The sequence below is a fragment of the Rickettsiella massiliensis 20B genome (assembly GCF_000257395.1).
GTDB classification, from domain to species: Bacteria; Pseudomonadota; Gammaproteobacteria; order Diplorickettsiales; family Diplorickettsiaceae; genus Diplorickettsia; species Diplorickettsia massiliensis.
The window spans coordinates 103041-124827 of the sequence record NZ_AJGC01000003.1; the positions used below are offsets into that span (position 1 = coordinate 103041).

Consider the following 21787-nt stretch of genomic DNA (forward strand, 5'->3'; position numbering starts at 1 on the left):
CTGGTTTATCTTTCGCCGAATGAATTATTCAAACGTTTCAGTTTCTAATTCTTCCACCGAAGGGGTTGCGCTGGATGTGAGTGGGGCAAGGAGCTGCTCACGTATTTGTGTTTCTAGAGTTTGCCTGATTTCCGGACGCTCACGCAAAAATTGCTTAACATTATCTTTCCCTTGTCCAATCTTCTCACCTTGATAGCTGTACCAAGCACCCGCTTTTTCAATAAGACCGGCGTTGACACCTAAATCTAGGATTTCACCAAGGTGACAAATACCTTGATTGTAGAGAATCTCAAATTCAACTTGTCGGAACGGAGGCGCGACTTTATTTTTCACGACTTTAACCCGTGTTTCACTGCCGACAATTTCATCTCCTTTTTTTATTGCGCCAATACGCCGAATATCGAGACGTACAGAGGCATAGAATTTCAGTGCATTACCGCCGGTGGTGGTTTCTGGGTTACCAAACATGACGCCGATTTTCATACGAATTTGGTTGATGAAAATAACTAATGTATTGGAACGTTTAATATTTCCCGCTAATTTACGCAGTGCTTGCGACATTAAACGAGCCTGTAAACCCATGTGTGAATCACCCATTTCACCTTCAATTTCTGCACGCGGCGTGAGCGCGGCGACCGAATCGACAACGACACCGGTATCCGGTTGTGAAACCAATAGATCATCAATGTTAACACCGAGTTTCGCAGCATAAATCGGATCTAATGCATGTTCCGCATCGACAAACGCGGCGATACCGCCTTTTTTTTGACATTCTGCAATCGTTTGGAGCGTTAACGTCGTTTTACCTGACGACTCCGGACCGTAAATTTCAATAATCCGACCACGAGGTAAGCCACCAATTCCCAATGCAATATCTAAACCTAATGAGCCGGTTGAAACAGCTTCGACCGGTACTTGGCTGGAATCACCCAAACGCATGACGGCGCCTTCGCCGTGTTGTTTTTTAATTTGACTTAATGCGATACTCAGGGCTTTCTTTCTGGCGTCAGTCATAGCGAGGATACCTTCTGTGTGTGAAAATCAAGAGCAAGAATAGACTCTGCACGTCATTATCGCATAAACTAACCACTCATCACTATATAGATCACCATGAAAATTGATATTTCTTCGTTTCGATCCATCCGTGTTCTTGTGGTTGGCGATCTGATGTTGGATCGTTATTGGTCAGGACCGACATCAAGAATTTCTCCTGAAGCACCGGTTCCCGTTGTCCAGGTGACGAAGGTTGCCCTGGGGGTGCCGGGAATGTCGCGCTGAATCTTGCCGCGTTAGGCGCACAAGTCGACTTAATCAGTTATTGTGGACAAGATGAAGCGGGCGATCGCTTAATAAACATGTTGAGTGATGCGGGTATTGCTTGTCATGTGCATCGCTTAGCATCGATTAGCACGACGCTGAAGTTACGGGTATTAAGTGTCCATCAACAATTGCTTCGCCTTGATTTTGAAGAAGGCACGCCGCAGTTAACATTAGAACAATTAAAACTTGATTTTGAGCGTCGAGTTGAATCCGCCGATATCATTATTTTTTCTGATTACGGCAAAGGTTGCTTGCAGAATATGGCAACGTGGATTGGTTTAGCCCGCCAGGCAAATAAACCTATTTTTGTTGATCCCAAACACAGTGACTTGAATGTTTATCAAGGTGCTACGGTTCTGACGCCGAATCGTCGAGAATTTTGAAGAGATGGTTGGTCCTTGCGCAGATGACTCGTCAAAAAAGCACGTGCGGTGTTGGCGCAGTATGCGCTGGAAGCCTTGTTAATTACGCGTGGCGAACAAGGGATGACCTTGGTGCAACGTGATCAACCAGCCATGCATTTGCCAGCGCTCGCTCAGCAAGTTTACGATGTGACCGGTGCAGGCGACACGGTTGTCGCTTGTTTGGCCTTGGCTTATCAAGCGACTCAAAAAGAATGGGTTTCCGCCGCTGCGTTAGCCAATATTGCCGCCGGTTTGGTGGTCGGTAAACTGGGCGCGGCAACGATTGATCCTGCGGAACTGACTTTGGCTGCTTCAATAAAATCGACTTCACTCCAAACCGGAAGGTTGTCCGAAGCGGCATTAAAAACTGTTGTTAAAGCGGTCAAAGCACAAGGTAAAAAGATTGTTATGACCGGTGGTTGCTTTGATATACTTCATGCCGGACATGTGTCGTATCTAACTGAAGCGAAAGCACTGGGTGATTACTTAATTGTGGCAGTCAATGACGATGCTTCGATTAAACGTCTTAAAGGTGAAAAGCGCCCTATTCATACGTTAGAGCAACGGATAAAAGTATTGGCAGGTTTAAGCGCCGTAGATTGGTTGGTTTCATTCAATGACGCGACACCAGAACGTTTGATCGAATGGATTCAACCCGATGTTTGGGTAAAAGGCAGCGACTATCAATTGAGTGAGCTTCCTGAAGCGCAAGTGGTACAACGTTATGGTGGCGAAATGAAGTTACTCGATTTAGTAAAAGGGTGCTCGACAACGGCGGTTTTGACTGCATTAAAAAATGAATAAGGGTTCAGAGATGATTATTGTAACAGGAGGCGCGGGGTTTATTGGCAGTCAATTAGTTCGCGGATTAAATCGACGTTATCCGGATACCGATATTTTGGTAGTGGATGATTTACAACAGGGTATTAAGTTTACCAATCTTTGTGGTAGTCAGATTTGTGATTATCTCGACAAAGACGACTTTCTTCTCCAAATTGAAAAAAAGACTGCTTTTCCAAAGCTAAAAGCGATTTTTCATCAAGGTGCTTGTTCCGTGACCACTGAGTGGGACGGGCGATATATGATGAAAACGAATTACGAATATTCAAAACGCTTATTGCAAGTTGCCTTACAACGGCGCGTACCCTTTATTTATGCTTCGAGCGCGGCGGTGTATGGTACGGGAACCCTTTTCGCTGAAGATCCACGCAATGAAAAGCCAATTAATATGTATGCCTACTCAAAATATCTCTTTGATCATTTTGTTCGGCGTGTATTGCCTTCTGCAAAAAGTCCCATTGTCGGTTTACGTTATTTCAATGTGTATGGTCCCGGTGAAGCGCATAAGGGATCGATGGCCAGTGTGGTTTTTCATGCGTCTCGCCAGCTACAAGAAAAAGGGACGATTACTTTATTTGCAGGGTGTGGCACCTATCCTGATGGTGAGCAGTGCCGTGACTTTGTGTATGTTGAAGACGTCGTCGATGTCAATTTGTGGTGTTTAGAATCACGAAAAAGTGGTATTTATAATGTCGGAACGGGTCAGAGTGAAACGTTTAATCAGTTGGCCAACGCGGTAATACGATTCTATGGTCATGGATCGATTCGTTATATTCCGTTTCCAGAATCACTTAAAAAAAGCTATCAAAGTTTTACCCAAGCCGATCTTGCACAATTAAGACAAGCCGGTTATGACGGAACGTTTCGATCAATTGAGCAAGGCGTGCAGGACTATTTGACAATAATGCATAAGCACATGACCAATTGATTCATTGCATCATTGTGCTTCTCGGCTTACGATAATACCTCCACTCATTCATAAAAATAATAAGGAGATTCGTTTATGAGTGTTCGTTCTGCTTTTTTAATGACCCTGTTTACTTCTTTTCTTGCCGTGAATGCGGTTGCAACCACACTGCCTAATCATGGTGAAACTCAGACGGTATCACCAAAAGTTTATTCGGTTTCGTTAACGAACGTTGCCCCGCAAGTGATTAATAATCAAGTCAATATTAATCATGACGATGCGGGAACGTTAGCGCATGGGCTCAGTGGTATTGGCCAAAAACGCGCGCAAGCGATCATTGAATATCGCGATGCACATGGCCCGTTTAAGTCAATCGATGCGTTAACGGATGTCAAAGGAATTGGTAAACATACGGTCGACAAAAATCGTGATCGCATTGTGATTGGTTAATTACCTACTATTTTGGGTCAATGGAGATTAAACAGGTGGTTTTCAAATAAAAAGAATAACAAACACAGCTGTTTAATTGGAATGACTCCAGCTAGTTTATTTATTATTGACCCCTCACTTTGTCGAATGGAGCGACACGTGAGGGGTCTTTCTATTAAAAAATAACTATTTGATCAAAAAAGTTTTTTGGATAGTGGCCTATTCAATTTGAAAAATAGATAAACGTTTCGTAACGTCTTACTATTAAATTAGTTTACTGTTCTTAGGAAGCAAGTACTTCAATTTTCTTGAGTAAATAATCCAATGTGGCATGTAAATCGTTATTTGAACATTCTAAACAAGCACCTTTGGGTGGCATGGCCCGATAGCCGTGTTCAAGATGCTCAAATAACACCGCTTTATTTTGCTCAAGACGTTTAGCCTAATCTGTTTTTACTGTTAATCGCGGCGCATCACCTATCCCGTGGCCATGACACAAAATACAACGCGTCGTCACGATCTGTTGACCTAGGTGTTCTGAAGAAGCCAATAAAGTATGTGTGTTTGCTGGGGAAATGGGCTGGGGCCGATCGATTTTTACAGAACCAATTGGCGCAAGACGTTTAGCAATCGCCTGCGCCGAGGAATCCAAGAATTCAGCTTGAACAAACGGTATATAACTGATTAAACAGAACCAAGACAGCCTAGATAGCCAATCTTTTTACCTAGGCTAAGCATTGTTTATATCATCGTTATTTTAAGCAAAGCGATTTAAATAAATATTAAACAAAAACTGGCTCCGTTTCGCTATCTTCGACTTCCATCGTCTTGTCATAAGTTCCTTTACTGGCGGCGGCATTCATTTTTGCACGATGATATAAAGCGGATTGAGCTATTTTTGCATTATGTGCCTTGCCATTCCAAGCCTTTAAAGCAGGATCTTGCAGTGCCCGACCGTATGAAAAACTTAAATGCCAAGGACGAGATAAGTCGGTTAAACGATTCATTTCGTTTAAGTGTGCGGTGGCCAACTCAGGAGATTGTCCGCCTGAAAGAAAATTAATGCTGGGAACTTCTGGAGGAACTGTTTTGAGGAGTACATTAAGCGTTGCTTGGGCGACTTCATGAATGCTCGGTTGTGGATGATATTGATTCCCGCATACTGGGTTTTAATAAAATACAGCGAGTGATTACTTGATGTTGGGCAAGCGCTTCAAAAACAATATTTAAGGTTTTTATCGTCGCTTCTGCGCAGCGTTCGAGAGAATGATTACCATCTATTAAAAGTTCGGGTTCGACAATTGGAACCACGTCATTCGCTTGACAAATCGCGGCATAACGAGCAAGTGCTTGCGCATTCGCAAATTGTGCTAGAGAAGAAGGAAGTTGATCGGAAAGCGTAAAAACTGCGCGCCATTTTGCAAAACAAGCACCTAAATGTTTGTAAACTTCAAGTCGCTTGGCTAAGCCGTCAAATCCTTCAGTAATTTTTTCTTCAGCATTGAGTGGGATCAAGCCTTTATCTACTTTAACACCGGGAATAATCCCTTGTTCGGTGAGCAGTTCAGGAAAAAGAACGCCTTCTTTATTGCGTTGTCCTAGGGTTTCTTCATGAAGAATGACGCCACTAATGAATGATTCAAGACCGGGCGTTGTAAATAATATTTCACGATAAGCACGTCGATTCTCTACGGTAGATTCGATTTGTAGTCCAGAGAAGCGTTTTTCAATGGTCGCTTGGCTTTCATCTGCAGCCAAGATCCCTTTTCCATAAGCCTTGAGCCGTAAGGTGATTTCTTCGAGTTCACGGATAGCCATAAGATGCTCCTTTCATTATTAACTTAAAACACAAAGTCGCGTTAGAATGGAAAACGTATCACTATATAGAACTACGTTATTAATTACCAGTAAAAACACGCGTTTTGCTCAGATTTTTAACGTATTTATGCCATTTTTCAAGATAAAGTAGTCTATTTCCTTTTATCTTGATGGCAATCTTCATGAGAGATCATTTCAATATTCAGTCATAGGCGTTTATAGATGAATCAATCAAGATATAAAAAGATAAAGGTTTTATAATAAACTAAACTATTTATTTCGATGCTAGCGAATCGAGGAATAGCCGCCGCGCATACCTTGTTTTGAGAAAACAATTTGCCAGAGCTGAAGAACTCGTGCGCGAAATGCACCAGCGCAGGCGCGTAAATAATACGTCCACAAGCGATAAAACGTTTCGTCATAGGTGTTGGATAAGCGCCCCCAGTTTTTTTCAAAATTGTTGACCCATGCTATAAGCGTTTGATCATAATCTGCACCAAAATTATGCCAATCTTCCATTACAAAAAACGCTTCGCTGGCTGAACTAATTTGGCGCATTGAAGGCAAAACCCCATTTGGGAAGATATAGCGATCAATCCATGGGTTCGGCCGATACAGAGATACATTACTGCCGATGGTATGCAATAAAAATAATCCTTCGTCAGTTAAACAGCGGTGTACAATTTTCATGTAGTGGCGATGATTTTTAGGTCCAACATGTTCAAACATTCCAATCGAGCAAATTCGATCAAACGTGCCACGCACCGCACGGTAATCCAGTAAATGAATCTGTACCGGTAGATGTGCACAAAGAGTGGTAGCGAATTGGTATTGTTCTTGAGATAGGGTGATTCCGACAACCGAAACACCATAATTTTCTGCGGCATAACGACAGAAACTTCCCCAACCACAACCGATATCGAGGACGCGCATCCCTGGTTTTAAGCCTAATTTTTGACAAATTAACGCTAATTTGGCATATTGCGCGTCGTCGAGTGACTCGGCTTGTTTCCAATAACCACAACTATAATTGAGTCCTGAATCGAGCATCAACGTGTAAAGAAGATTTCCTTTATCATAATGCCGTTTTGCGACAGTGGGCGCGCGTGCAATGCTTTGTCGATTCCAAAAACGGGCAATCAATTCATTAAAAAGACTTTTCAAAATAAAGTAGGAAAAAAACGGATTTTTATAGATTTTTTTTTCTAGATTTGTGCGCAAAATCGTATAAAAAAAACAATCCAGATGTGCACAATCCCATTCTTTTGCAACGTAGCCTTCTCCTAAACCGAGTATGGGATCACGCAAGATACGGCGATAAAAATGATCAGTGTGCACTTGAATATCATGAATACGCGTGCCGTTTATTTGAATATCGACTTCATTTAATAGCGATTCAATGATACGTTTTGTAATGGTAAATGCCATAAAATCTCCTTGGAAACGCTCAATAAATCCAGTATTCCTTTTACAACCGAAGTAAAGTTACGTTATAGTTTTCTTGTCTATAGTTAACTCGGTGCAAAACGATTATGTCCAGTACAAATTTGATAAAAAATTTACTTGCAAGTTTTCCTCATGCTAAATTGATTGAAACCCATGTTTCTTGGGTGCTTTTGACTGGACAATATGCTTATAAGATTAAAGTTTCTTGATTTTTCTAGCCTTGAAAAACGGCGCTTTTATTGTCAAAAAGAACTTGATTTAGGTCAGCGATTAGCGCCTGAAATTTATCTAAAAGTTATTCCCATCACAGGAAGTGTAGCGCATCCTCAGTTATCTGGAGAAGGGCCCATCTTGGAATATGCCTTAATGATGCGTGAATTTCCTCAGGAAAATTTATTTAATCATCTCCTTCAACGTGGGTTGTTGACCGGAGCGATGGTTGAAGCACTGGGTCTATTACTCGCTGATTTTCATCAAAATATTGCTTCGGCAACAGAAGAAAGTTCATTTGGTACACCAGAAGAAGTGCATGCACCTACTCAGCAAAATTTTACGCAGATTACGCCTCTTCTTGAGGATCAGGCCGATCTAGTGCAGTTAAATAACTTAAAAAACTGGGCTGATCAACAATTCCAACAACATTATGCACGGTTTTTAGCCAGAAAAAAAATGGATTTATTCGAAATGGGCACGGTGATTTACATTTAGCCAATATTGTTCTTTATAAAGGTCAGCCGCTACTCTTTGATAGTTTAGAATTTAATGAAACATTTCGTTGGACCGATGTGATGGCGGATTTGGCATTTTTAATGATGGATTTAACGGAAAAAAATATATTGGGTTTGCGCGTCAATTGTTGAATACGTATTTACAGGCGACCAGTGATTATCAAGGCCTTTACATTTTACCGTATTATTTAAGTTATCGCGCTGTGGTTCGTGCGAAAATCGCTTTATTGCGCTTAAAACAAATCGATGTGAACAGTGAAGAAAAAAAGCGGATTCAAGAGGATTATCATAATTTCATGCGGCTTGCTACGTTCTATACACAAGCCGTCAAACCCTGTTTGTTAATTATGCATGGATTATCTGGTTCGGGAAAAACGCGGTGGCGCGAGAATTTGTCAAAGAAAGTGGTGTGATTCAAATTAACTCAGATGTGGTTCGTAAACGACTCCATCGAATTCCTTTACAGGCGAGTTCGCATTCAGCGTTGAACCAAGGTATTTATTCCCCACAGGCGACTCAAAAAACGTATCAAACCTTACTGGATTTAGCGGACTTAATTCTCGATAGTGGTTTTAGTGTGCTAGTGGACGCTACGTTCTTGCAATGTGCGCAACGAGAAGCATTTCAAAATTTAGCGAAAAAACATGCAGTCGATTTTTATATTTTACATTGTCAAATGAGCGAAAAAATCTTAGAAAAAAGAGTAAAACAGCGCCATGCACGCTGCGATACGATTTCTGAAGCGGATTTATCTATTTTAACAGAACAACAAAAGATAATTGAACCATTAAATGAAGCAGAAAAAAAGTATACTTTTCTTCTTACCGAAGAGAAAGCGAGTCAAAAAAAAGCACTCGAAAAAATTTTTTCCAATAATCATATAGAAATGTTATCTTAATCATTATTAATCATATACGTACCCTTTAATTGGAGTTTTTATTTTATGTTTGATACAAAATTTATTAATGATATGGCTAAACGACTGAGTGAAAGTTTGCCCACGGACTTAAAAAAAGCGAAAAAAGAAGTTGAAAAAAATTTTCGTGCCGTGCTTAAATCAATGTTAATGAAGATGGATTTAGTGACGCGAGAAGAATTTGATTTACAAAAAAACGTACTTCTCAAGACACGAACAAAATTAAATACCTTAGGAAAACAAGTTGCAGAACTCGAAAAAGGTTTATCTAAGCCGAAAATTAAGGCTAAAGTAAATAAACACGACATTATGACATTCTAATAACGAATAATAAGAATAGAGGGAACTATTTTGTCATTAGCACTGATTCAAACACGCGCTAGTCTGGGGATTACGGCGCCTAGCGTCACGGTCGAAGCGCACCTTTCCAATGGATTACCGAGTTTAGTGATCGTCGGTTTACCGGAAACGGCTGTTAAAGAAAGTCGCGATCGCGTGCGCAGTGCGCTTTTAAATAGCCAGTTTAATTTTCCCACCCGCCGGATTACGATTAACCTCGCACCGGCGGATTTACCGAAACAAGGCAGTCGCTTTGATTTAGCAATTGCGTTAGGGATTCTTGCGGCATCACAACAAATTCCACAACAAGCGTTAGATCAGTATGAATTTATTGGTGAACTCGCTTTATCCGGCGAGTTGCGTCCGGTATCTGGGATATTGCCTTTTACATTAGCTGCGAAAAAAGCGGATCATGCCGTAATTTTACCGGAAGAAAATGCTCAAGAGGCCAGTTTTAGTGGGCATACTCGTATTTTGCCCGCTAAAAATTTATTGGCAATTTGTGCGCATCTTCATCAAGAAACCTTACTTTGTGCGTATAATCGGGCGCCGATGTGTTCACCGCCGATTTTCCGATACGATTTTAATGAAATTACTGGGCAAGCGCATGCTAAACGTGCACTCGAAATTGCGGCAAGTGGTCGTCATAGTTTGTTATTGGTTGGGCCACCCGGTACGGGGAAAACGATGTTAGCGAATCGCTTAACCAGTATTCTTCCGTTGTTAACTGAAGAGGAAGCCATTGAAGCGGCAACGATTCATTCGATTACACAAAAAGAATGGAAATCGAATCATTGGCAATATCCAAGTTTTCGCGCGCCGCATCACACGGCTTCCTGCGCGGCACTGGTGGGTGGGGGGCGTCCACCACGACCCGGAGAAGTGTCTTTAGCGCATCGTGGTGTTCTTTTTCTCGATGAATTGCCTGAGTTTAATCAACGTGCTTTAGAATCATTACGTGAACCACTCGAGTCAGGTCGGGTGACGATTTCACGTGCGGCTTATCAAGCGGAATTTCCAGCTGATTTTCAGCTCGTTGCTGCGATGAATCCTTGTCCTTGCGGTTATTTTGGTAGTCAACGCCAGCCTTGTGTTTGTACTCCAGAACAAATAAAGCGTTATCAACGAAAACTATCGGGTCCTTTCTTGGATCGAGTCGATATGAAGATTACGCTGCAAGCAGCGGATAAAAATTTTTTTGATCACACTTCCCTTAGAGAAAATAGTGCAACGGTTCGTACACGCGTTAATCAAGCACGTGATAGACAATATCGTACGCGTGGTCAGCTTAATTGTTATTTAGCAGGTCAAGCCTTGGAAAAGACTTGTAAACTGGCTGAAACCGATCGTAAACTGCTCGAAGCGGCTGTGGAAAAACTTAATTTATCTTTACGCGCGCTGCATCGTATTTTACGTGTTGCACGGACCATCGCTGATTTAGCAGATCAAGATGACATACAAACAGATTATTTAATGGAAGCATTTAACTATCGTTAACGCGATGTATTAAGCATTCTGAATCGATCAAATGATAAAAAAAGATAAAATTTTATCTTTTAATCACAGCTGAATCGATGGATGTGTTGGCTATTTTTTCGGTAGATAATTGGCACGGATGTTTTGAAGAGAGTGATCAAAAAACGGCATTAAGAAAAATAGAAAGAGGTCAATTACTTTACTATCCCCAGTTAAGCGTTAAGCTTTCCTCCGAAGAGGAATGTTTATTTGATCCAAATAGTTTGAAGCAAGGTGCAAAAAACATTAGTTTTGATCCAAAAACACACCAATTAACAGGTGTACACAATCAGTATCCTTCCAAAGCAGTATTACGATCCTTATTGATTTGCTTTTCACAAAAAGCCGATCAGTTTGTAAAGCGCTTATTCCCAACGTATTATACCTATCTGTTACTCGGACAAACAAGCTATCGCCTTGCTGAAATTAAACAAAGAAAGACGTTACTTCTTAAAAAAGATCGTTTGTTACATATTGATGCATTTTCTTCTAGGCCGAGTCATGGGCAAAGAATTTTACGTTTATTTTGTAATATTAATCCTAATGGCGAAGAAAGAGTGTGGTATATCGGGGAGTGCTTTGTGCACCTTGCGCCGCGCTACTTAGCTAAAATTATGCCGCCGTTCCCAGGAAGTCGGTCGCTTTTATATTGGTTGGTATTACAAAGAGTTTACGTAGCCCGTATGATCATTTTATGCTTCAAATTCATGATGTCATGAAACGAGATATTGATTATCAAACCCGAGGGGTCTATCACACGTTTCATTTTCCTGCTGGAAGTAGCTGGCTCGCTCCCACCGATCAATGTGCGCGTGCTGTGATTTCAGGGCAATATATGCTCGAACAAACTTTTTATTTACACCCCCCTCCTCTGCCATGCAAGAGGCTAAATTAGCGCCTTTGACAATCTTAGAAACGTGTTTAGGTTTTCGTTTAGTTTAAATGACGACTATTTATATGCTTAAGACGCTAAAATTATGCGTATTGCTTAAGCTGAACGTTATAATTGAACTGTTCTTTGTATCAAAAAATAAGGTAAACTACGCGCATTTTTTTACTTATGACTAAAAATAATCGAGGCCTATATGAGCGATTCTCCTATGAATGATCCAAAATGGAAGAACAAAACCTTAGAGGCGCTTCTATTTAGTTCGTTAAAGGAGCAGCGTGCTAAACGTCGTTGGGGAGTATTTTTTAAGCTTCTATTTTTCACTAGTTTTTTCTTATTATTCATGATCTTATGGACATCATTTACCGAACTGCCTAATAATGCACGTTTAAAACCACATATTGGTATCCTTGATATCCATGGTGTCATTGGTGATGAGACGCCCGCTTCGGCAGATAACATTATTAAAGGGTTAGAGGAAGCGTTTGAACAAAAGAATCTACAAGCTTTGGTTTTACGGATTAATAGTCCCGGTGGGAGTCCGGTGCAAGCGGCACAAGTTTATAAAGAGCTCCGCTATCTTCGAAAGAAAAATCCAAAAATTAAGATCTATGCGCTTTGTGGAGATTTATGTGCTTCGGCTGCGTATTATATTGCTTCAGCGAGTGAAGATATTTACGCCGATCCATCTAGTTTAGTAGGATCAATTGGCGTGGTGATGAGTGGATTTGGTTTTGTCGATACGTTAAATAAATTAGGTATTGAACGTCGTTTACTGACTTCTGGTGAGCATAAAGGATTTTTAGATCCTTTTTCTCAGCAAAAACCCCAAGAGAAAGATATTGCGATACAGATGATGAATGATATTCATGAGCAATTTATTGATGCCGTTAAACAAGGTCGAGGCCAACGGCTCAAAAGCGAGACCCCGGATTTATTTTCTGGATTGGTTTGGACGGGTAAAGAAGCATTAAATTTAGGTTTAATTGATGGCTTTGCAGATATTTTTTCACTTTCACGTGATTTGTTTAAAAACAATAATATCGTTGATTATACAGTGAAACCTGGGTTATTAGAGCAACTTTCTGACCGAGTGGGTGCTTCGTTTGCGCATAAAATAGGTACAGTATTTGGTTTGAGCTCAGTCACTCCTGTTCAAGCTTAATAAAATGTTTACCAAGCAAGCCGGCTTTAGTTTGATTGAGTTGCTGATTGTGTTAGCAATTGCCGGTGTTTTATGGGCAGTTGCTTATCCCGTGTATAGTACGGCGATCTTAAAAGTTCGTCGTACTGAAGCTAAGATAACCCTATTGAATCTAGTGACGCAGATGGAGCGTTACTACTGGCATTCGCATAGCTATGCAGACGCCAGCCTAAAAAAATTAGGTGTGACAAACAAAACAGAACACCATTACTATACCTTATCGTTGATTGCTTCAGCGCATCATTATGAGCTGATCGCAGTACCGAATTTTAAAGATAAAGCCTGTTCTAAGTTTAGTTTAAATGAGTTAGGTGAGAAAAAAAGTATGGGATCTTCTAAACAATGTTGGTAATGAATTTTTTTTAGAACGAGAATAAATAGTAGATTCGGAAATTGTGAGTAATCTGTCTATAAAGAAAAGTCAGAGCGGGTGCTAAAAAAATTCAGAGATCCCTTCTTCATTTAGCTCCTCAAAAAATATTTGTTTTTTTGGCTTCCTTTTTTGTCCCATTTTTTTCTTTGTTTATCCAAGCCTATTATTCCTTTCGCTAATTGGGCCTCATTAATTCCTGTAACTTTTTTTAACTGTTCAATTTTATATAGAAGTAATCATTCATTTTTTATCTTACTAAAAAGTTATTTTTTGTAATTGTTTTTCCTACATTAAAAATTTATATTTACCTTTTTCATAAGCTTTTAGTTTATATGTTAATAATAAGCAGGAAAAGGTTAATGTAAAATTTAATTCTTTGTAATTTTTCGAAGTTAAGAAACGTAATAAAGAACGACTTTCCACTGCTTTATCATTTTCTATTTCACAAATAAGTCCTTGTACTTGTTCAATAAAAAATAGATTTTCTAATACTCTATTAATTTGAGATAAAAATTCTTCAAAAAATAATATTTGTTTTTTGTTTTTATTTATTTTTTTGAGAAATTATAAAAAAATAATGTAGTAGAAACTAAGCAAGGACGTTTTTAGTTTTTCTGGAAAAAATAAGCCATCTTTTTGGACAGACCTCAAGGCTTGTTGCATTTTATTTTTATAAGAAGGAATAATTTCCATCTTTTCTTTAATTCGCACGCTATTTTTATCTAAAAATGAAGTTAACTCTAAAATTTGTTGTTCTTTTTCTATTTGAGAGAGTAATAAAGAAGTATTATTTTTAGGAAGTTGATTTAGTTCAGTACACCATTGGTTAATTTTTTTAGAAAGTAGCTGTAATTTCTGGCTATTATTTATATTGATTTTCGTTTTTTTAGAATGTGGGTCAGTAATGAGTGCTAAAATTTTTTGAATTTCAGATATCTTTTCACAGAAATTTTGATTAAATAGTAAGCAAATATGGGATAAGTAAATTTTTAAAAGATCTATTTTTTGAAGATTAAAAATAATAATATTAAAGTTCTCATTTTCATTTTTTTTATTTAAATAATAGAAAGGATCATATTTATTTAATTTTTCTTGAACGTTAAAAAGTGCTTTTTGTAAAGAATAAAAATCATCCTTCTTTTTTAGGAGGGTTTCATTTTCTAAATCTGAATCAATGGTTAATGTTATCTTTTTCATTAAGTGATTCTGTATAGAGTTTTTTGTATGTACTATGGAGGTAGACAGAGAAAATGGGTTATTTTCTGAAATTTTGCGATTATTTTTTTATAATTTAATTAAGCATTGCTCATAAAGCTCCCCAAAAATTTTTTTAATTGATTGATACGATTTTTCAGAAAAAATTTTAATTTCTTTTTGTTATTTTTGCGGAATATTTTTAGTTAAATATTTCAAGTGGCGACAATAATTGATATATAGATCACATTTAAACGCATGAATTTTTATAATATAAATAAATGAGTTTTTTTCTAAATAATAAAGTGACTGGATAGTTTCTCTCTCAAAAGACAGGTATCGATATACGATAAAATTAGAAATTTGATTGATTATCTACCTATTCTTTCTTGAAAGAGTACTAGGATTTAATAGGCTAATTATATTACGTACTTCTTTGTAGGCTAGACACTGCTGATAATAATTCCATAAAACAATTTTTTTCTTATTCCAAAATTAAAGTAAAGTTTCCAACGAGATTTTTTCCAATGAGATTCTATCTGTTCGAGAAGATTTTTTGGGGAACATTTAAGTAAGCTAATTTGAGTAAGTTCTGTGTTGGATCGTTCCCATAATGGTTGTGAGTTAGCACTAGGTACATCAAAATGAATAGCCTTTTCTCTGCAGATAGTTTGTTTATGTCGATAGAGAAATACATCGCAGTATAATTCATATTCAATTTCTCGAAAAATTTTTTCTATTAACATTGTTTTATCTCTTTTTTATTTAAATTTTTTATCTAAAAGTTAAGATTATTAGGTTAATATCTATTGATTTCACTCTCATTTTTTTTGTTAAGTTATTAATTTTTTGGAGCGAATGAAGTTGTTGCTGTTTGTAAGTCTTGTAATTCTATCCACTGTGCTTGATCTGGGGCGATTCGATCGGCTTGATAAAAACGATATAAATGCGTTTCTTTTGTTTTATAAGTTATCGAATTTATACTAGCAGAATTAATTTCTTGTTTTATTTCTTCATTATCAAGTGAATCATTTGACAACTGTATTGAATAGATTTTATTAAATTCAGAATAAGATAGCCAGCTATGTTGAATATTTTCAGAAGTATTAGTGATTTGCTTCATAGCATAAATTATTTGTTCAATAGCCTGCTCAGGGTTAAGATTTTGCTGATTTTTTTCGAGATCAGTAGATAATTTAGCTAGTATATGGAAGGTTTAAGCCCATTCAATTTGATAATTTTAAAATAGAAAAGAAATACCTACTATTAATCGTAATAGGCCAGGTTCGTGGTTATAGATTATTAATTTTTGTAGATAATTATCTAAGTGATTTTTTATAGAAACTAGGCCTAAATAAATCTTAGGGTAAGATTTTAAGTTTATAAAACCAGGAAAAAGAGAAGTTAAATTATTTTTTCTTTTAAATAAATTAATAATTGGTTTTTCCATTCTTGAGAAAGCTGATTGTTGTCAGCTAATGAAAAAAGTAATTGATTGACAACTTGATTGTATTTGTAAAAAAATTCGGTAAGATCTAATTTATATTTATCAATAATCATTAAAATGATTTCAAATTTTTTCAATGAGATAGTGATGGTTATTAAATGACACCCTATTGTGATTGGATCAGTCTCTAAATTTAATTTTTCATCTAAATTAATAAAAAAATTATTAGTATAATGAATAACATATTCTCTATGTTGTTTGTGTACAGGCGGTAAACTATTAAAGATATTATTAGAATAGATTAATGGAGTAATATTTTTAGATTCTTTGTTTCAAATGAGTATTTCTAATAGATTTATTTTATTCTCTTTTTTTGCATCGATAGCGAGATTCGTTAATTTTTTTGGTTAATCCAATCTTGTTTAAAGCGTTTCTTTGGGTGAATAGAAAAACGTAAAATTAATTTTTCATGAAGCGCTCTTAAAGATGGATCACCTATCGAATTAACTATTTTTAATATTCGGTAATTTTCATAGGAAAGATTTATTAAGGATTGATAGTCATCTTGCTTAAGGGGTCTACCTGCCAGTTCAAGATAGTTTATTTGTGTATGATTTTTTAATAATTCACTTAGTTCGTGGATAAATAGAGTTATATCTGAAAAAGATTTAATATGAAATGTCCTAAGTTGAGAGTCAAATCTTAAAAAATACATAAATTTTTTCAAATAACGTTTATTTTCGAGTAATGACTGATCTTCAGTAGAATAGTTGTATTGGATGTTCTGTGCATGAACAGAATTTTTTAGTGTTACAATTGGCGAGATTTTTAGCTCTTTTAAGGAATGAGTTTGATTTGCAATGATTTCTAATAACTGATAATGAAAAAAATCGCTTAAATATTGATAGTGATAGTAAAAATAAATATTTTTAATTTCAATGCTTGTCCAAAAATCATAACCAATAAATAGATCTAATAGTTTTTTCAAATTTCTCAAGAGAGATATCTGATTTTTTTTCAAGTTCATCGAGCCCTAAAATAGACGAAGAATTATTTTTTTAGAAAAATAAATAAGTGATAATTCAATTTGTTTTTCACCACGGGCCATGCCCGAGTACTCAGCAGAAGTAATTGTGACAAAAAGATGGGGAAGCATCAAATTTTCTTTTTTATGAAAAATGGAAGTAATTTAATATCTCGTAAAATAATTTGATAACCTGAAATAGGACGATAAGAGAGTAACATTAAATTTTGAACTACAGATTGGAGACAAGATAACTCAGTGAAGTTTAACGTAGAATTTTTAAGATCAAAACAACCATTTTTTTTAAAATATTTCAGTGTTTTTTCAAAACTTTCCATTATCTACCCCTTTTTTTAATAAAATTAAACATCCTTTTTTCCAGTATAAGTGACTTTGTTCTAACTCCCTAGTATTTATAGATTTTATTTTTTATAATAAGTTTAGAATATTTTTATTATATTAAAAATAATTACTATTTTTGATAGTAAATGATAATAAATTTATAATCGTATAATTGAATTTAAGCATCCTTTAATCTTGAGTGGTTACTTATGCTTATTTTTTCTACAATGCTTTATTGTTGCGTTTCAAGTTAATAAGACTAAAAACCAGACTTAACTTAATTAAGTATAAATCTTCTATCGAAAATTTTTTGATAAAGGATATCTGCCCAAGCTTGAAGTAAAGCATTTTCGTGCTGTTTAAGCGTTATGCAAATAGCCTGTTGTGATTTGATAGCAAAAAAGTTCAATAAAGACGATATAGTGGCTGAATCACCTTATAAAGATAGGGTAAGTGATTGCTAAGCGATTTTATTTTGATTACAATTTGCAACGAACAGAGGGCCGTTAGCTCAGTAGGTAGAGCAGTTGACTCTTAATCAATTGGTCGATGGTTCGAACCCATCACGGCCCACCAAATAAACCGTTAAAAATCAAAAACTTATACTACGTTTGAATTTATCGTTTTCTCTTTCAAACTTCCTTGCGCGACCTCATTCTACTTAAGCCGCCTTCCTTAAAATCATCAAGTGTCTTCCAGTTTCACACACTTCGTTAGCCGCACGAATCAAGTTACCCAACTCGGCTACCGAATAATGTGTCGTCACACTCTTTGTTTTATGACCCATTAAAACTTGTCTATCTTCAAAACTTACTTCTGCAGAACGCAACCGATAGCCAAACGTATGCTTTAAATCATGTACCCTAACTTGAGGTAGTCCTACTCGTACACGTGCTTTCTTCCAAGCTGAATTTAACATTCGAGAAACGGGCTGAACTCGAAAAGTACAAACATACTCAGAATGTTCACCTCTTACTTCCTCAATGACACGCAAAGCATTTCTGTTTAGCACAACTAAGCGCTGCTCACGATTTTTAACTTCTGATGCAGGAATAATGAAAACAGAACCTTCTGGTATTTTGATTTCCCATTTCCACTTTAAGCAACAAATTTCGTGATCACGACAGCCTGTATTGACTGCAAACAACGCCATTCCTTTCAAGTGTAAAGGCAATTCATTTAACAACCTTGCTTGTTCAGTAATTTGTAGTGGGTAAGGCTCTCTTTTGTCAATTTCACGAAGCAGTTTTATTTTAGCGGCTTTGTGTAACCAACTTAAATTATATTCATCCTTCCATTCTTGTTCAGCTAACTTTAAAATATGTCGCACTACTTGCAAGCCGCAATTAATAGTTCGATTTTTGACTCCTTCTAGTTTTCGTTCTTTGATATATCGTTTTAAACTATCCATATGAATCGAATCCAACGATAAATCGCCAATGTATTTATCTAGCTTTTTCAGATTAATAGCATCAACACGTAAACTTGCCTTGTCTTTTTCTGCTAAATACTTAATTGCTGCTTCTCTAAAAGTCCGCTTAGGTCTAACGCCATAAACACTGGCTTGTCGAATCTGCTCCAGTGCTTTCTAAAATGCGAAGTCCGTTGACTTTTTTGTTAATGTGCCAGATCTTCCCGCGCTTAACGAGTCCTGGCATTTTTTTTCTTCCCATAATGGTGTCCCCTTTAATGGAGGACGACCCTTACATTGCTTATAATCGTCCACCCACGTGTCTAAATCAAGTCTGTCAAAAGAAATTCCTATTTCTCCAATGGGCGCCACCGTTAAATTAGGCCTCACTTCCTCATTAAATCGATGTCTATCCATGCCTAAATAATTCGGTGCATCTCGTAGTCGAATGAGTCTTGGCGGCATATTAATTTTCTCCAATTAAATTTATTAACTTTTTTATTTTTAAAATTTTTAATAAATAATATTAAAAATTATTTTCTCCCGTATTAATTAATAAGTTATTAGAATAAAAATAACGTAAAAATACGGTAAATAATTACCGTATTTTTTAATTAGACTTTTCGCATCGAATAAAAATAAAAAGCAGGCCGTAACCACTACTTAGGTTGATAAGAAGCAGAAGACTGTTAATCATTGGGTCGCTGGTTCGAGTCCAGCTCGGGGGTCACAAAAAGAAGCTAAAATCAAAGGCTTAAACCACTTCCAGCACTACCCGGGTCTTTCCCACATTAGGGGGCAGCTTAAGTACATAAAACCTTAACTCTTAAGCGATAATTTTCAAAGTTACGAAAGTCATAAGCTCTACGTTGAATCAACTCTTACGATGAAACCCTTCAGTTATGCCATTATTTTTACTAAATCGCCACATGCGTACGACTTCATCACGCCAGTGATACAGTGTTTTTCCCAGCGTTATTAAGAGCTTAAAAGGGCTTTGTTTAAGTTCCTTTACCATTTTTAGAAATAAGGGAATCATCCATTTGCAGCCTTTAGCGGTCATGGTTTTCTTCATCAAGACCCGATAAAGTCTTTGCTTAAATTGATAAATAGCATCAATAACAGGTTGCTGTTTTAAATAATCATTACGCCGAATGAGTTGTTTTACACTTAAGTTATTTGGCTTAGTCCGTAAACACGATAATAAGCCGCGCTGGTACTTCATCTCAGGGTCGATTTCCTGATAAGTTTTCAAACACAGCTGTTGCATCAAACGAATGACATAAAAGCGGTCAGCAACCATTTTAGCTTGCGGAAAGTAACGTTTAATAAGGCTTCGATAACGGCTACTTAAATCGATACAAACCACTTGCACCCGCTCTTTTCCAGGCAGTTGTTCCAAATAAGTTTTTAAGTCTTTGACCGAACAGCCTTTGACTACATCAAAAACTTTATGTTTTCTTAAATCACAAAACGTCGTCGCATAACCTTGTTTTGTACTAAAGAAATGCTCATCAATCCCTAATACTTGCGGACAGGGCGCACCTTTAAGTTCCTGATGCTCCAGCCGATAACGTTTATGGTACCAACGTTCTATTGTCGCTTTCCCTAACTTAAAATCCTTCGCTAACGCTTGCTGTGATACCCCTTGCATGTGCTGGTGAAATACCTGTTTTTTGTAAACGTTCCGTTGCGCGTTGATGCTTTCCTATCCCTGGAAACTGCTCATTAAAATAACCCCCGCAAGTACGGCAATGAAATTTATGCGCCGTAAACTCTAGCAAGGTTCGCCTAGGGCCTATCGTTTCGTGCGGTACATGACGAATAAAGCTTGCTTTCTTACGTAAATTCTTACTTTGACACCGCGGACAATTTACTTTCTTTACATAGCTTACCTGCAATATTAATGGGTTTAGTCCATACACTTTTTTTAATTTAAATCCAGGTAAATTTACGATACTATTTTTAATAGGCATCTTAATCTCTCTTATCTTCTTTTTTTCAATTACTTAAGATAAGTTTACAAGATTAAGTTGACCCCTAGGGAGACCCCAATAATCCTAGAGCACCCGTTCCTCATATGCATAATTTCGCCCAATTTATCGGATTTTACCTGGCACTCCTGATTGGATGCTTAGAAGAGGTGAAAATGTTACTCCGCTGCTTTCTATCCAAAAAGTAGGCGAACCTTGGTTTGAATGGTTCGAGAGCCATTCATATGAGCATGCCGCAGGCAAAGAAAGAAAAAAGTTGGATTTCCGTTTAAGAGGATTTGCTCCGAACTATCTTTTTATTAATGGAAAATAGAAAACTCATTTGTAAGATATTATTCACATATATAGAGACATAAAATATTTTAAATTCAAAAAAAACAGCTAGGGTAAACTTAGCAAATAGGTTAAAATATTTAAGAATAGTTCATAGGTAATTAGTTAGATAGAAAAAATTTATGAATAATAACATTTATGAATAATAACATTTATGAAACATCTTCTGTGTCCGTACTTAATACTACTCAAAAGACACTAGCCCTTGAGTTTGCTGAAGATAGAATTGTACCATGTATTCTGAACTTGCTTGAATGTTCTAAAGATATAGTTACGCAAAAATCAATTATGGAGATTATTTTACTATCTCGCAATATAACCCATAAGAAAGATTCTGATTCTTTCTTGAACAAGTTAAATTTAAATAAGCCAGTTACTGATTTATTAAAAAGTTTGTTTGCTTTATATCAAGAGAACAATGAAACACATATTTTTATTCAATCTTTACTTGATCAGCGTTTTTACAATTCCAAGATTGAGTTCAAAGTTTTGAAAAAAGATTCTAAAAAAGAACTCTTAAGTATATATAATAATCAAATTGATAAAGCCTTGGATACTCATTACTCTAAATTTTTTAAAGAAATATCAAATACTTCGAATCCTACTACAAATCCAATGGTAATAGAGTCACATGTGAACAAAAATTACCGACCATGAGATAAGGGAAGCTTTACGGAAGAAATCATGCACTGCCAAATAAACTTCAGTAGGCCACAATAAATAACTTCATACGATGCGGCTGCGTAAAGTTATTTATTGCGGCCTACTTTCAAATCGCGTTATGTAAACGAACTTCGGGAACACGAGGGCCGAAATTCTTCGTGAGTATAACAATTTACTTGTTCATACTTTTCTAATTGCGAATCAAAGCTACCGATTAACTGTGTTTTCGCTCTTAAAACTGATTCAAATGC

23 protein-coding genes, 1 tRNA gene and 4 pseudogenes are annotated in these 21787 nt (G+C 36.8%); 15 read left to right on the top strand and 13 right to left on the bottom strand.

Going from position 1 to position 21787, the window contains the following annotated elements:
* Positions 1 to 24 precede the first annotated feature (24 nt).
* Positions 25 to 1014: a recombinase RecA gene (gene recA, locus S3O_RS0109625; protein WP_010598913.1), complete on the bottom strand. Its 990-nt coding sequence runs from the start codon at positions 1012 to 1014 to the stop codon at positions 25 to 27.
* Between the two features lie 296 nt (positions 1015 to 1310).
* Here recA and S3O_RS19240 point away from each other — a divergent pair.
* The 4 genes and pseudogenes from S3O_RS19240 to S3O_RS0109640 form a co-directional block, all read left to right on the top strand.
* Positions 1311 to 1952: pseudogene (locus S3O_RS19240) on the top strand (PfkB family carbohydrate kinase); the annotation flags it as partial.
* Positions 1953 to 2132: 180 nt separating this feature from the next.
* Positions 2133 to 2528 (top strand): D-glycero-beta-D-manno-heptose 1-phosphate adenylyltransferase, encoded by a 396-nt coding sequence (gene rfaE2 / locus S3O_RS19245; protein ID WP_235776259.1) that lies wholly within the window; start codon positions 2133 to 2135, stop codon positions 2526 to 2528.
* Between the two features lie 10 nt (positions 2529 to 2538).
* The gene (gene rfaD, locus S3O_RS0109635) at positions 2539 to 3492 is read left to right on the top strand and encodes an ADP-glyceromanno-heptose 6-epimerase (RefSeq protein ID WP_029463774.1); all 954 of its coding nucleotides are present in this window, start codon (positions 2539 to 2541) and stop codon (positions 3490 to 3492) included.
* Between the two features lie 75 nt (positions 3493 to 3567).
* A complete protein-coding gene (locus S3O_RS0109640; RefSeq protein ID WP_010598917.1) occupies positions 3568 to 3921 on the top strand; it encodes a ComEA family DNA-binding protein in 354 nt (117 codons plus the stop codon).
* A gap of 262 nt (positions 3922 to 4183) precedes the next feature.
* Here the strand turns inward: S3O_RS0109640 and S3O_RS19940 are convergent, their stop codons facing one another.
* From S3O_RS19940 to cfa, 4 genes and pseudogenes are all read right to left on the bottom strand, one after another.
* The gene (locus S3O_RS19940) at positions 4184 to 4315 is read right to left on the bottom strand and encodes a hypothetical protein (RefSeq protein ID WP_010598918.1); all 132 of its coding nucleotides are present in this window, start codon (positions 4313 to 4315) and stop codon (positions 4184 to 4186) included.
* Between the two features lie 27 nt (positions 4316 to 4342).
* The gene (locus S3O_RS0109650; RefSeq protein WP_010598919.1) at positions 4343 to 4552 is read right to left on the bottom strand and encodes a hypothetical protein; all 210 of its coding nucleotides are present in this window, start codon (positions 4550 to 4552) and stop codon (positions 4343 to 4345) included.
* Positions 4553 to 4682: 130 nt separating this feature from the next.
* A pseudogene (locus S3O_RS14820) lies at positions 4683 to 5718 on the bottom strand (class I fructose-bisphosphate aldolase).
* A gap of 285 nt (positions 5719 to 6003) precedes the next feature.
* Positions 6004 to 7146, bottom strand: a complete 1143-nt coding sequence (gene cfa / locus S3O_RS0109660) for a cyclopropane fatty acyl phospholipid synthase (protein ID WP_010598922.1) — start codon at positions 7144 to 7146, stop codon at positions 6004 to 6006.
* A gap of 201 nt (positions 7147 to 7347) precedes the next feature.
* Between cfa and S3O_RS16080 the strand changes: the two genes are divergently transcribed.
* The 8 genes and pseudogenes from S3O_RS16080 to S3O_RS12780 all read left to right on the top strand — a co-directional run bounded on the left by S3O_RS16080 (position 7348) and on the right by S3O_RS12780 (position 13107).
* Positions 7348 to 7872 (top strand): hypothetical protein, encoded by a 525-nt coding sequence (locus S3O_RS16080; RefSeq protein WP_010598923.1) that lies wholly within the window; start codon positions 7348 to 7350, stop codon positions 7870 to 7872.
* 67 nt (positions 7873 to 7939) lie between these two features.
* Complete coding sequence (locus tag S3O_RS16085; RefSeq protein ID WP_010598924.1) at positions 7940 to 8305, top strand: hypothetical protein; 366 nt, start codon at positions 7940 to 7942, stop codon at positions 8303 to 8305.
* Positions 8272 to 8790, top strand: a complete 519-nt coding sequence (locus tag S3O_RS16090) for an AAA family ATPase (protein ID WP_010598925.1) — start codon at positions 8272 to 8274, stop codon at positions 8788 to 8790. The genes S3O_RS16085 and S3O_RS16090 overlap by 34 nt, the downstream gene beginning before the upstream one ends.
* Positions 8791 to 8835: 45 nt before the next feature.
* Positions 8836 to 9129 (top strand): accessory factor UbiK family protein, encoded by a 294-nt coding sequence (locus tag S3O_RS0109680; RefSeq protein WP_010598926.1) that lies wholly within the window; start codon positions 8836 to 8838, stop codon positions 9127 to 9129.
* A gap of 30 nt (positions 9130 to 9159) precedes the next feature.
* Positions 9160 to 10644, top strand: coding sequence for a YifB family Mg chelatase-like AAA ATPase (locus tag S3O_RS0109685; protein ID WP_010598927.1), 1485 nt, complete (start codon positions 9160 to 9162; stop codon positions 10642 to 10644).
* A gap of 77 nt (positions 10645 to 10721) precedes the next feature.
* Positions 10722 to 11557: pseudogene (locus tag S3O_RS14830) on the top strand (Kdo hydroxylase family protein).
* 205 nt (positions 11558 to 11762) lie between these two features.
* On the top strand, positions 11763 to 12716 hold the full coding sequence (locus S3O_RS12775; RefSeq protein ID WP_010598930.1) for a S49 family peptidase: 954 nt from the start codon (positions 11763 to 11765) through the stop codon (positions 12714 to 12716).
* A 4-nt stretch (positions 12717 to 12720) separates the two neighbouring features.
* Positions 12721 to 13107: a type IV pilin protein gene (locus S3O_RS12780; RefSeq protein WP_010598931.1), complete on the top strand. Its 387-nt coding sequence runs from the start codon at positions 12721 to 12723 to the stop codon at positions 13105 to 13107.
* A gap of 585 nt (positions 13108 to 13692) precedes the next feature.
* Here the strand turns inward: S3O_RS12780 and S3O_RS0109710 are convergent.
* The 5 genes from S3O_RS0109710 to S3O_RS0109740 all read right to left on the bottom strand — a co-directional run bounded on the left by S3O_RS0109710 (position 13693) and on the right by S3O_RS0109740 (position 17131).
* Entirely contained in the window at positions 13693 to 14325 is a 633-nt protein-coding gene (locus tag S3O_RS0109710; RefSeq protein WP_010598932.1) for a hypothetical protein, read from the bottom strand.
* 838 nt (positions 14326 to 15163) lie between these two features.
* On the bottom strand, positions 15164 to 15445 hold the full coding sequence (locus tag S3O_RS0109720; RefSeq protein ID WP_010598934.1) for a hypothetical protein: 282 nt from the start codon (positions 15443 to 15445) through the stop codon (positions 15164 to 15166).
* Positions 15446 to 15726: 281 nt separating this feature from the next.
* Positions 15727 to 15882: a hypothetical protein gene (locus tag S3O_RS0109725; protein WP_192805943.1), complete on the bottom strand. Its 156-nt coding sequence runs from the start codon at positions 15880 to 15882 to the stop codon at positions 15727 to 15729.
* A gap of 281 nt (positions 15883 to 16163) precedes the next feature.
* Positions 16164 to 16790, bottom strand: coding sequence for a hypothetical protein (locus S3O_RS0109730; RefSeq protein ID WP_156792878.1), 627 nt, complete (start codon positions 16788 to 16790; stop codon positions 16164 to 16166).
* Positions 16791 to 16924: 134 nt separating this feature from the next.
* Entirely contained in the window at positions 16925 to 17131 is a 207-nt protein-coding gene (locus S3O_RS0109740; RefSeq protein ID WP_010598936.1) for a hypothetical protein, read from the bottom strand.
* A 504-nt stretch (positions 17132 to 17635) separates the two neighbouring features.
* Between S3O_RS0109740 and S3O_RS0109745 the strand changes: the two genes are divergently transcribed.
* Positions 17636 to 17711, top strand: a tRNA-Lys gene (locus S3O_RS0109745).
* Positions 17712 to 17796: 85 nt separating this feature from the next.
* Here the strand turns inward: S3O_RS0109745 and S3O_RS14835 are convergent.
* From S3O_RS14835 to S3O_RS14845, 3 genes and pseudogenes are all read right to left on the bottom strand, one after another.
* Entirely contained in the window at positions 17797 to 18561 is a 765-nt protein-coding gene (locus tag S3O_RS14835; protein WP_010598937.1) for a tyrosine-type recombinase/integrase, read from the bottom strand.
* A 162-nt stretch (positions 18562 to 18723) separates the two neighbouring features.
* On the bottom strand, positions 18724 to 19011 hold the full coding sequence (locus S3O_RS14840; RefSeq protein ID WP_010598938.1) for a hypothetical protein: 288 nt from the start codon (positions 19009 to 19011) through the stop codon (positions 18724 to 18726).
* Between the two features lie 338 nt (positions 19012 to 19349).
* A pseudogene (locus S3O_RS14845) lies at positions 19350 to 20522 on the bottom strand (ISL3 family transposase).
* A 154-nt stretch (positions 20523 to 20676) separates the two neighbouring features.
* Here S3O_RS14845 and S3O_RS17825 point away from each other — a divergent pair.
* On the top strand, positions 20677 to 20853 hold the full coding sequence (locus S3O_RS17825; protein WP_192805944.1) for a hypothetical protein: 177 nt from the start codon (positions 20677 to 20679) through the stop codon (positions 20851 to 20853).
* A gap of 158 nt (positions 20854 to 21011) precedes the next feature.
* A complete protein-coding gene (locus tag S3O_RS0109770) occupies positions 21012 to 21530 on the top strand; it encodes a hypothetical protein (RefSeq protein WP_010598941.1) in 519 nt (172 codons plus the stop codon).
* Positions 21531 to 21787: the final 257 nt, after the last annotated feature.

Excerpts from the sequence above, each read along its gene's own strand:
- recA (WP_010598913.1), bottom strand. The coding sequence starts at position 1,014 with ATGACTGACGCCAGAAAGAAAGCCCTGAGTATCGCATTAAGTCAAATT.
- rfaE2 (WP_235776259.1), top strand. The coding sequence starts at position 2,133 with ATGACCGGTGGTTGCTTTGATATACTTCATGCCGGACATGTGTCGTAT.
- rfaD (WP_029463774.1), top strand. The coding sequence starts at position 2,539 with ATGATTATTGTAACAGGAGGCGCGGGGTTTATTGGCAGTCAATTAGTT.
- S3O_RS0109640 (WP_010598917.1), top strand. The coding sequence starts at position 3,568 with ATGAGTGTTCGTTCTGCTTTTTTAATGACCCTGTTTACTTCTTTTCTT.
- cfa (WP_010598922.1), bottom strand. The coding sequence starts at position 7,146 with ATGGCATTTACCATTACAAAACGTATCATTGAATCGCTATTAAATGAA.
- S3O_RS16080 (WP_010598923.1), top strand. The coding sequence starts at position 7,348 with ATGCTTATAAGATTAAAGTTTCTTGATTTTTCTAGCCTTGAAAAACGG.
- S3O_RS0109680 (WP_010598926.1), top strand. The coding sequence starts at position 8,836 with ATGTTTGATACAAAATTTATTAATGATATGGCTAAACGACTGAGTGAA.
- S3O_RS12775 (WP_010598930.1), top strand. The coding sequence starts at position 11,763 with ATGAATGATCCAAAATGGAAGAACAAAACCTTAGAGGCGCTTCTATTT.
- S3O_RS12780 (WP_010598931.1), top strand. The coding sequence starts at position 12,721 with ATGTTTACCAAGCAAGCCGGCTTTAGTTTGATTGAGTTGCTGATTGTG.
- S3O_RS0109710 (WP_010598932.1), bottom strand. The coding sequence starts at position 14,325 with ATGAAAAAGATAACATTAACCATTGATTCAGATTTAGAAAATGAAACC.
- S3O_RS0109720 (WP_010598934.1), bottom strand. The coding sequence starts at position 15,445 with ATGAAGCAAATCACTAATACTTCTGAAAATATTCAACATAGCTGGCTA.
- S3O_RS0109725 (WP_192805943.1), bottom strand. The coding sequence starts at position 15,882 with ATGATTATTGATAAATATAAATTAGATCTTACCGAATTTTTTTACAAA.
- S3O_RS0109740 (WP_010598936.1), bottom strand. The coding sequence starts at position 17,131 with ATGGAAAGTTTTGAAAAAACACTGAAATATTTTAAAAAAAATGGTTGT.
- S3O_RS14840 (WP_010598938.1), bottom strand. The coding sequence starts at position 19,011 with ATGCCGCCAAGACTCATTCGACTACGAGATGCACCGAATTATTTAGGC.
- S3O_RS17825 (WP_192805944.1), top strand. The coding sequence starts at position 20,677 with ATGCTTAGAAGAGGTGAAAATGTTACTCCGCTGCTTTCTATCCAAAAA.
- S3O_RS0109770 (WP_010598941.1), top strand. The coding sequence starts at position 21,012 with ATGAATAATAACATTTATGAAACATCTTCTGTGTCCGTACTTAATACT.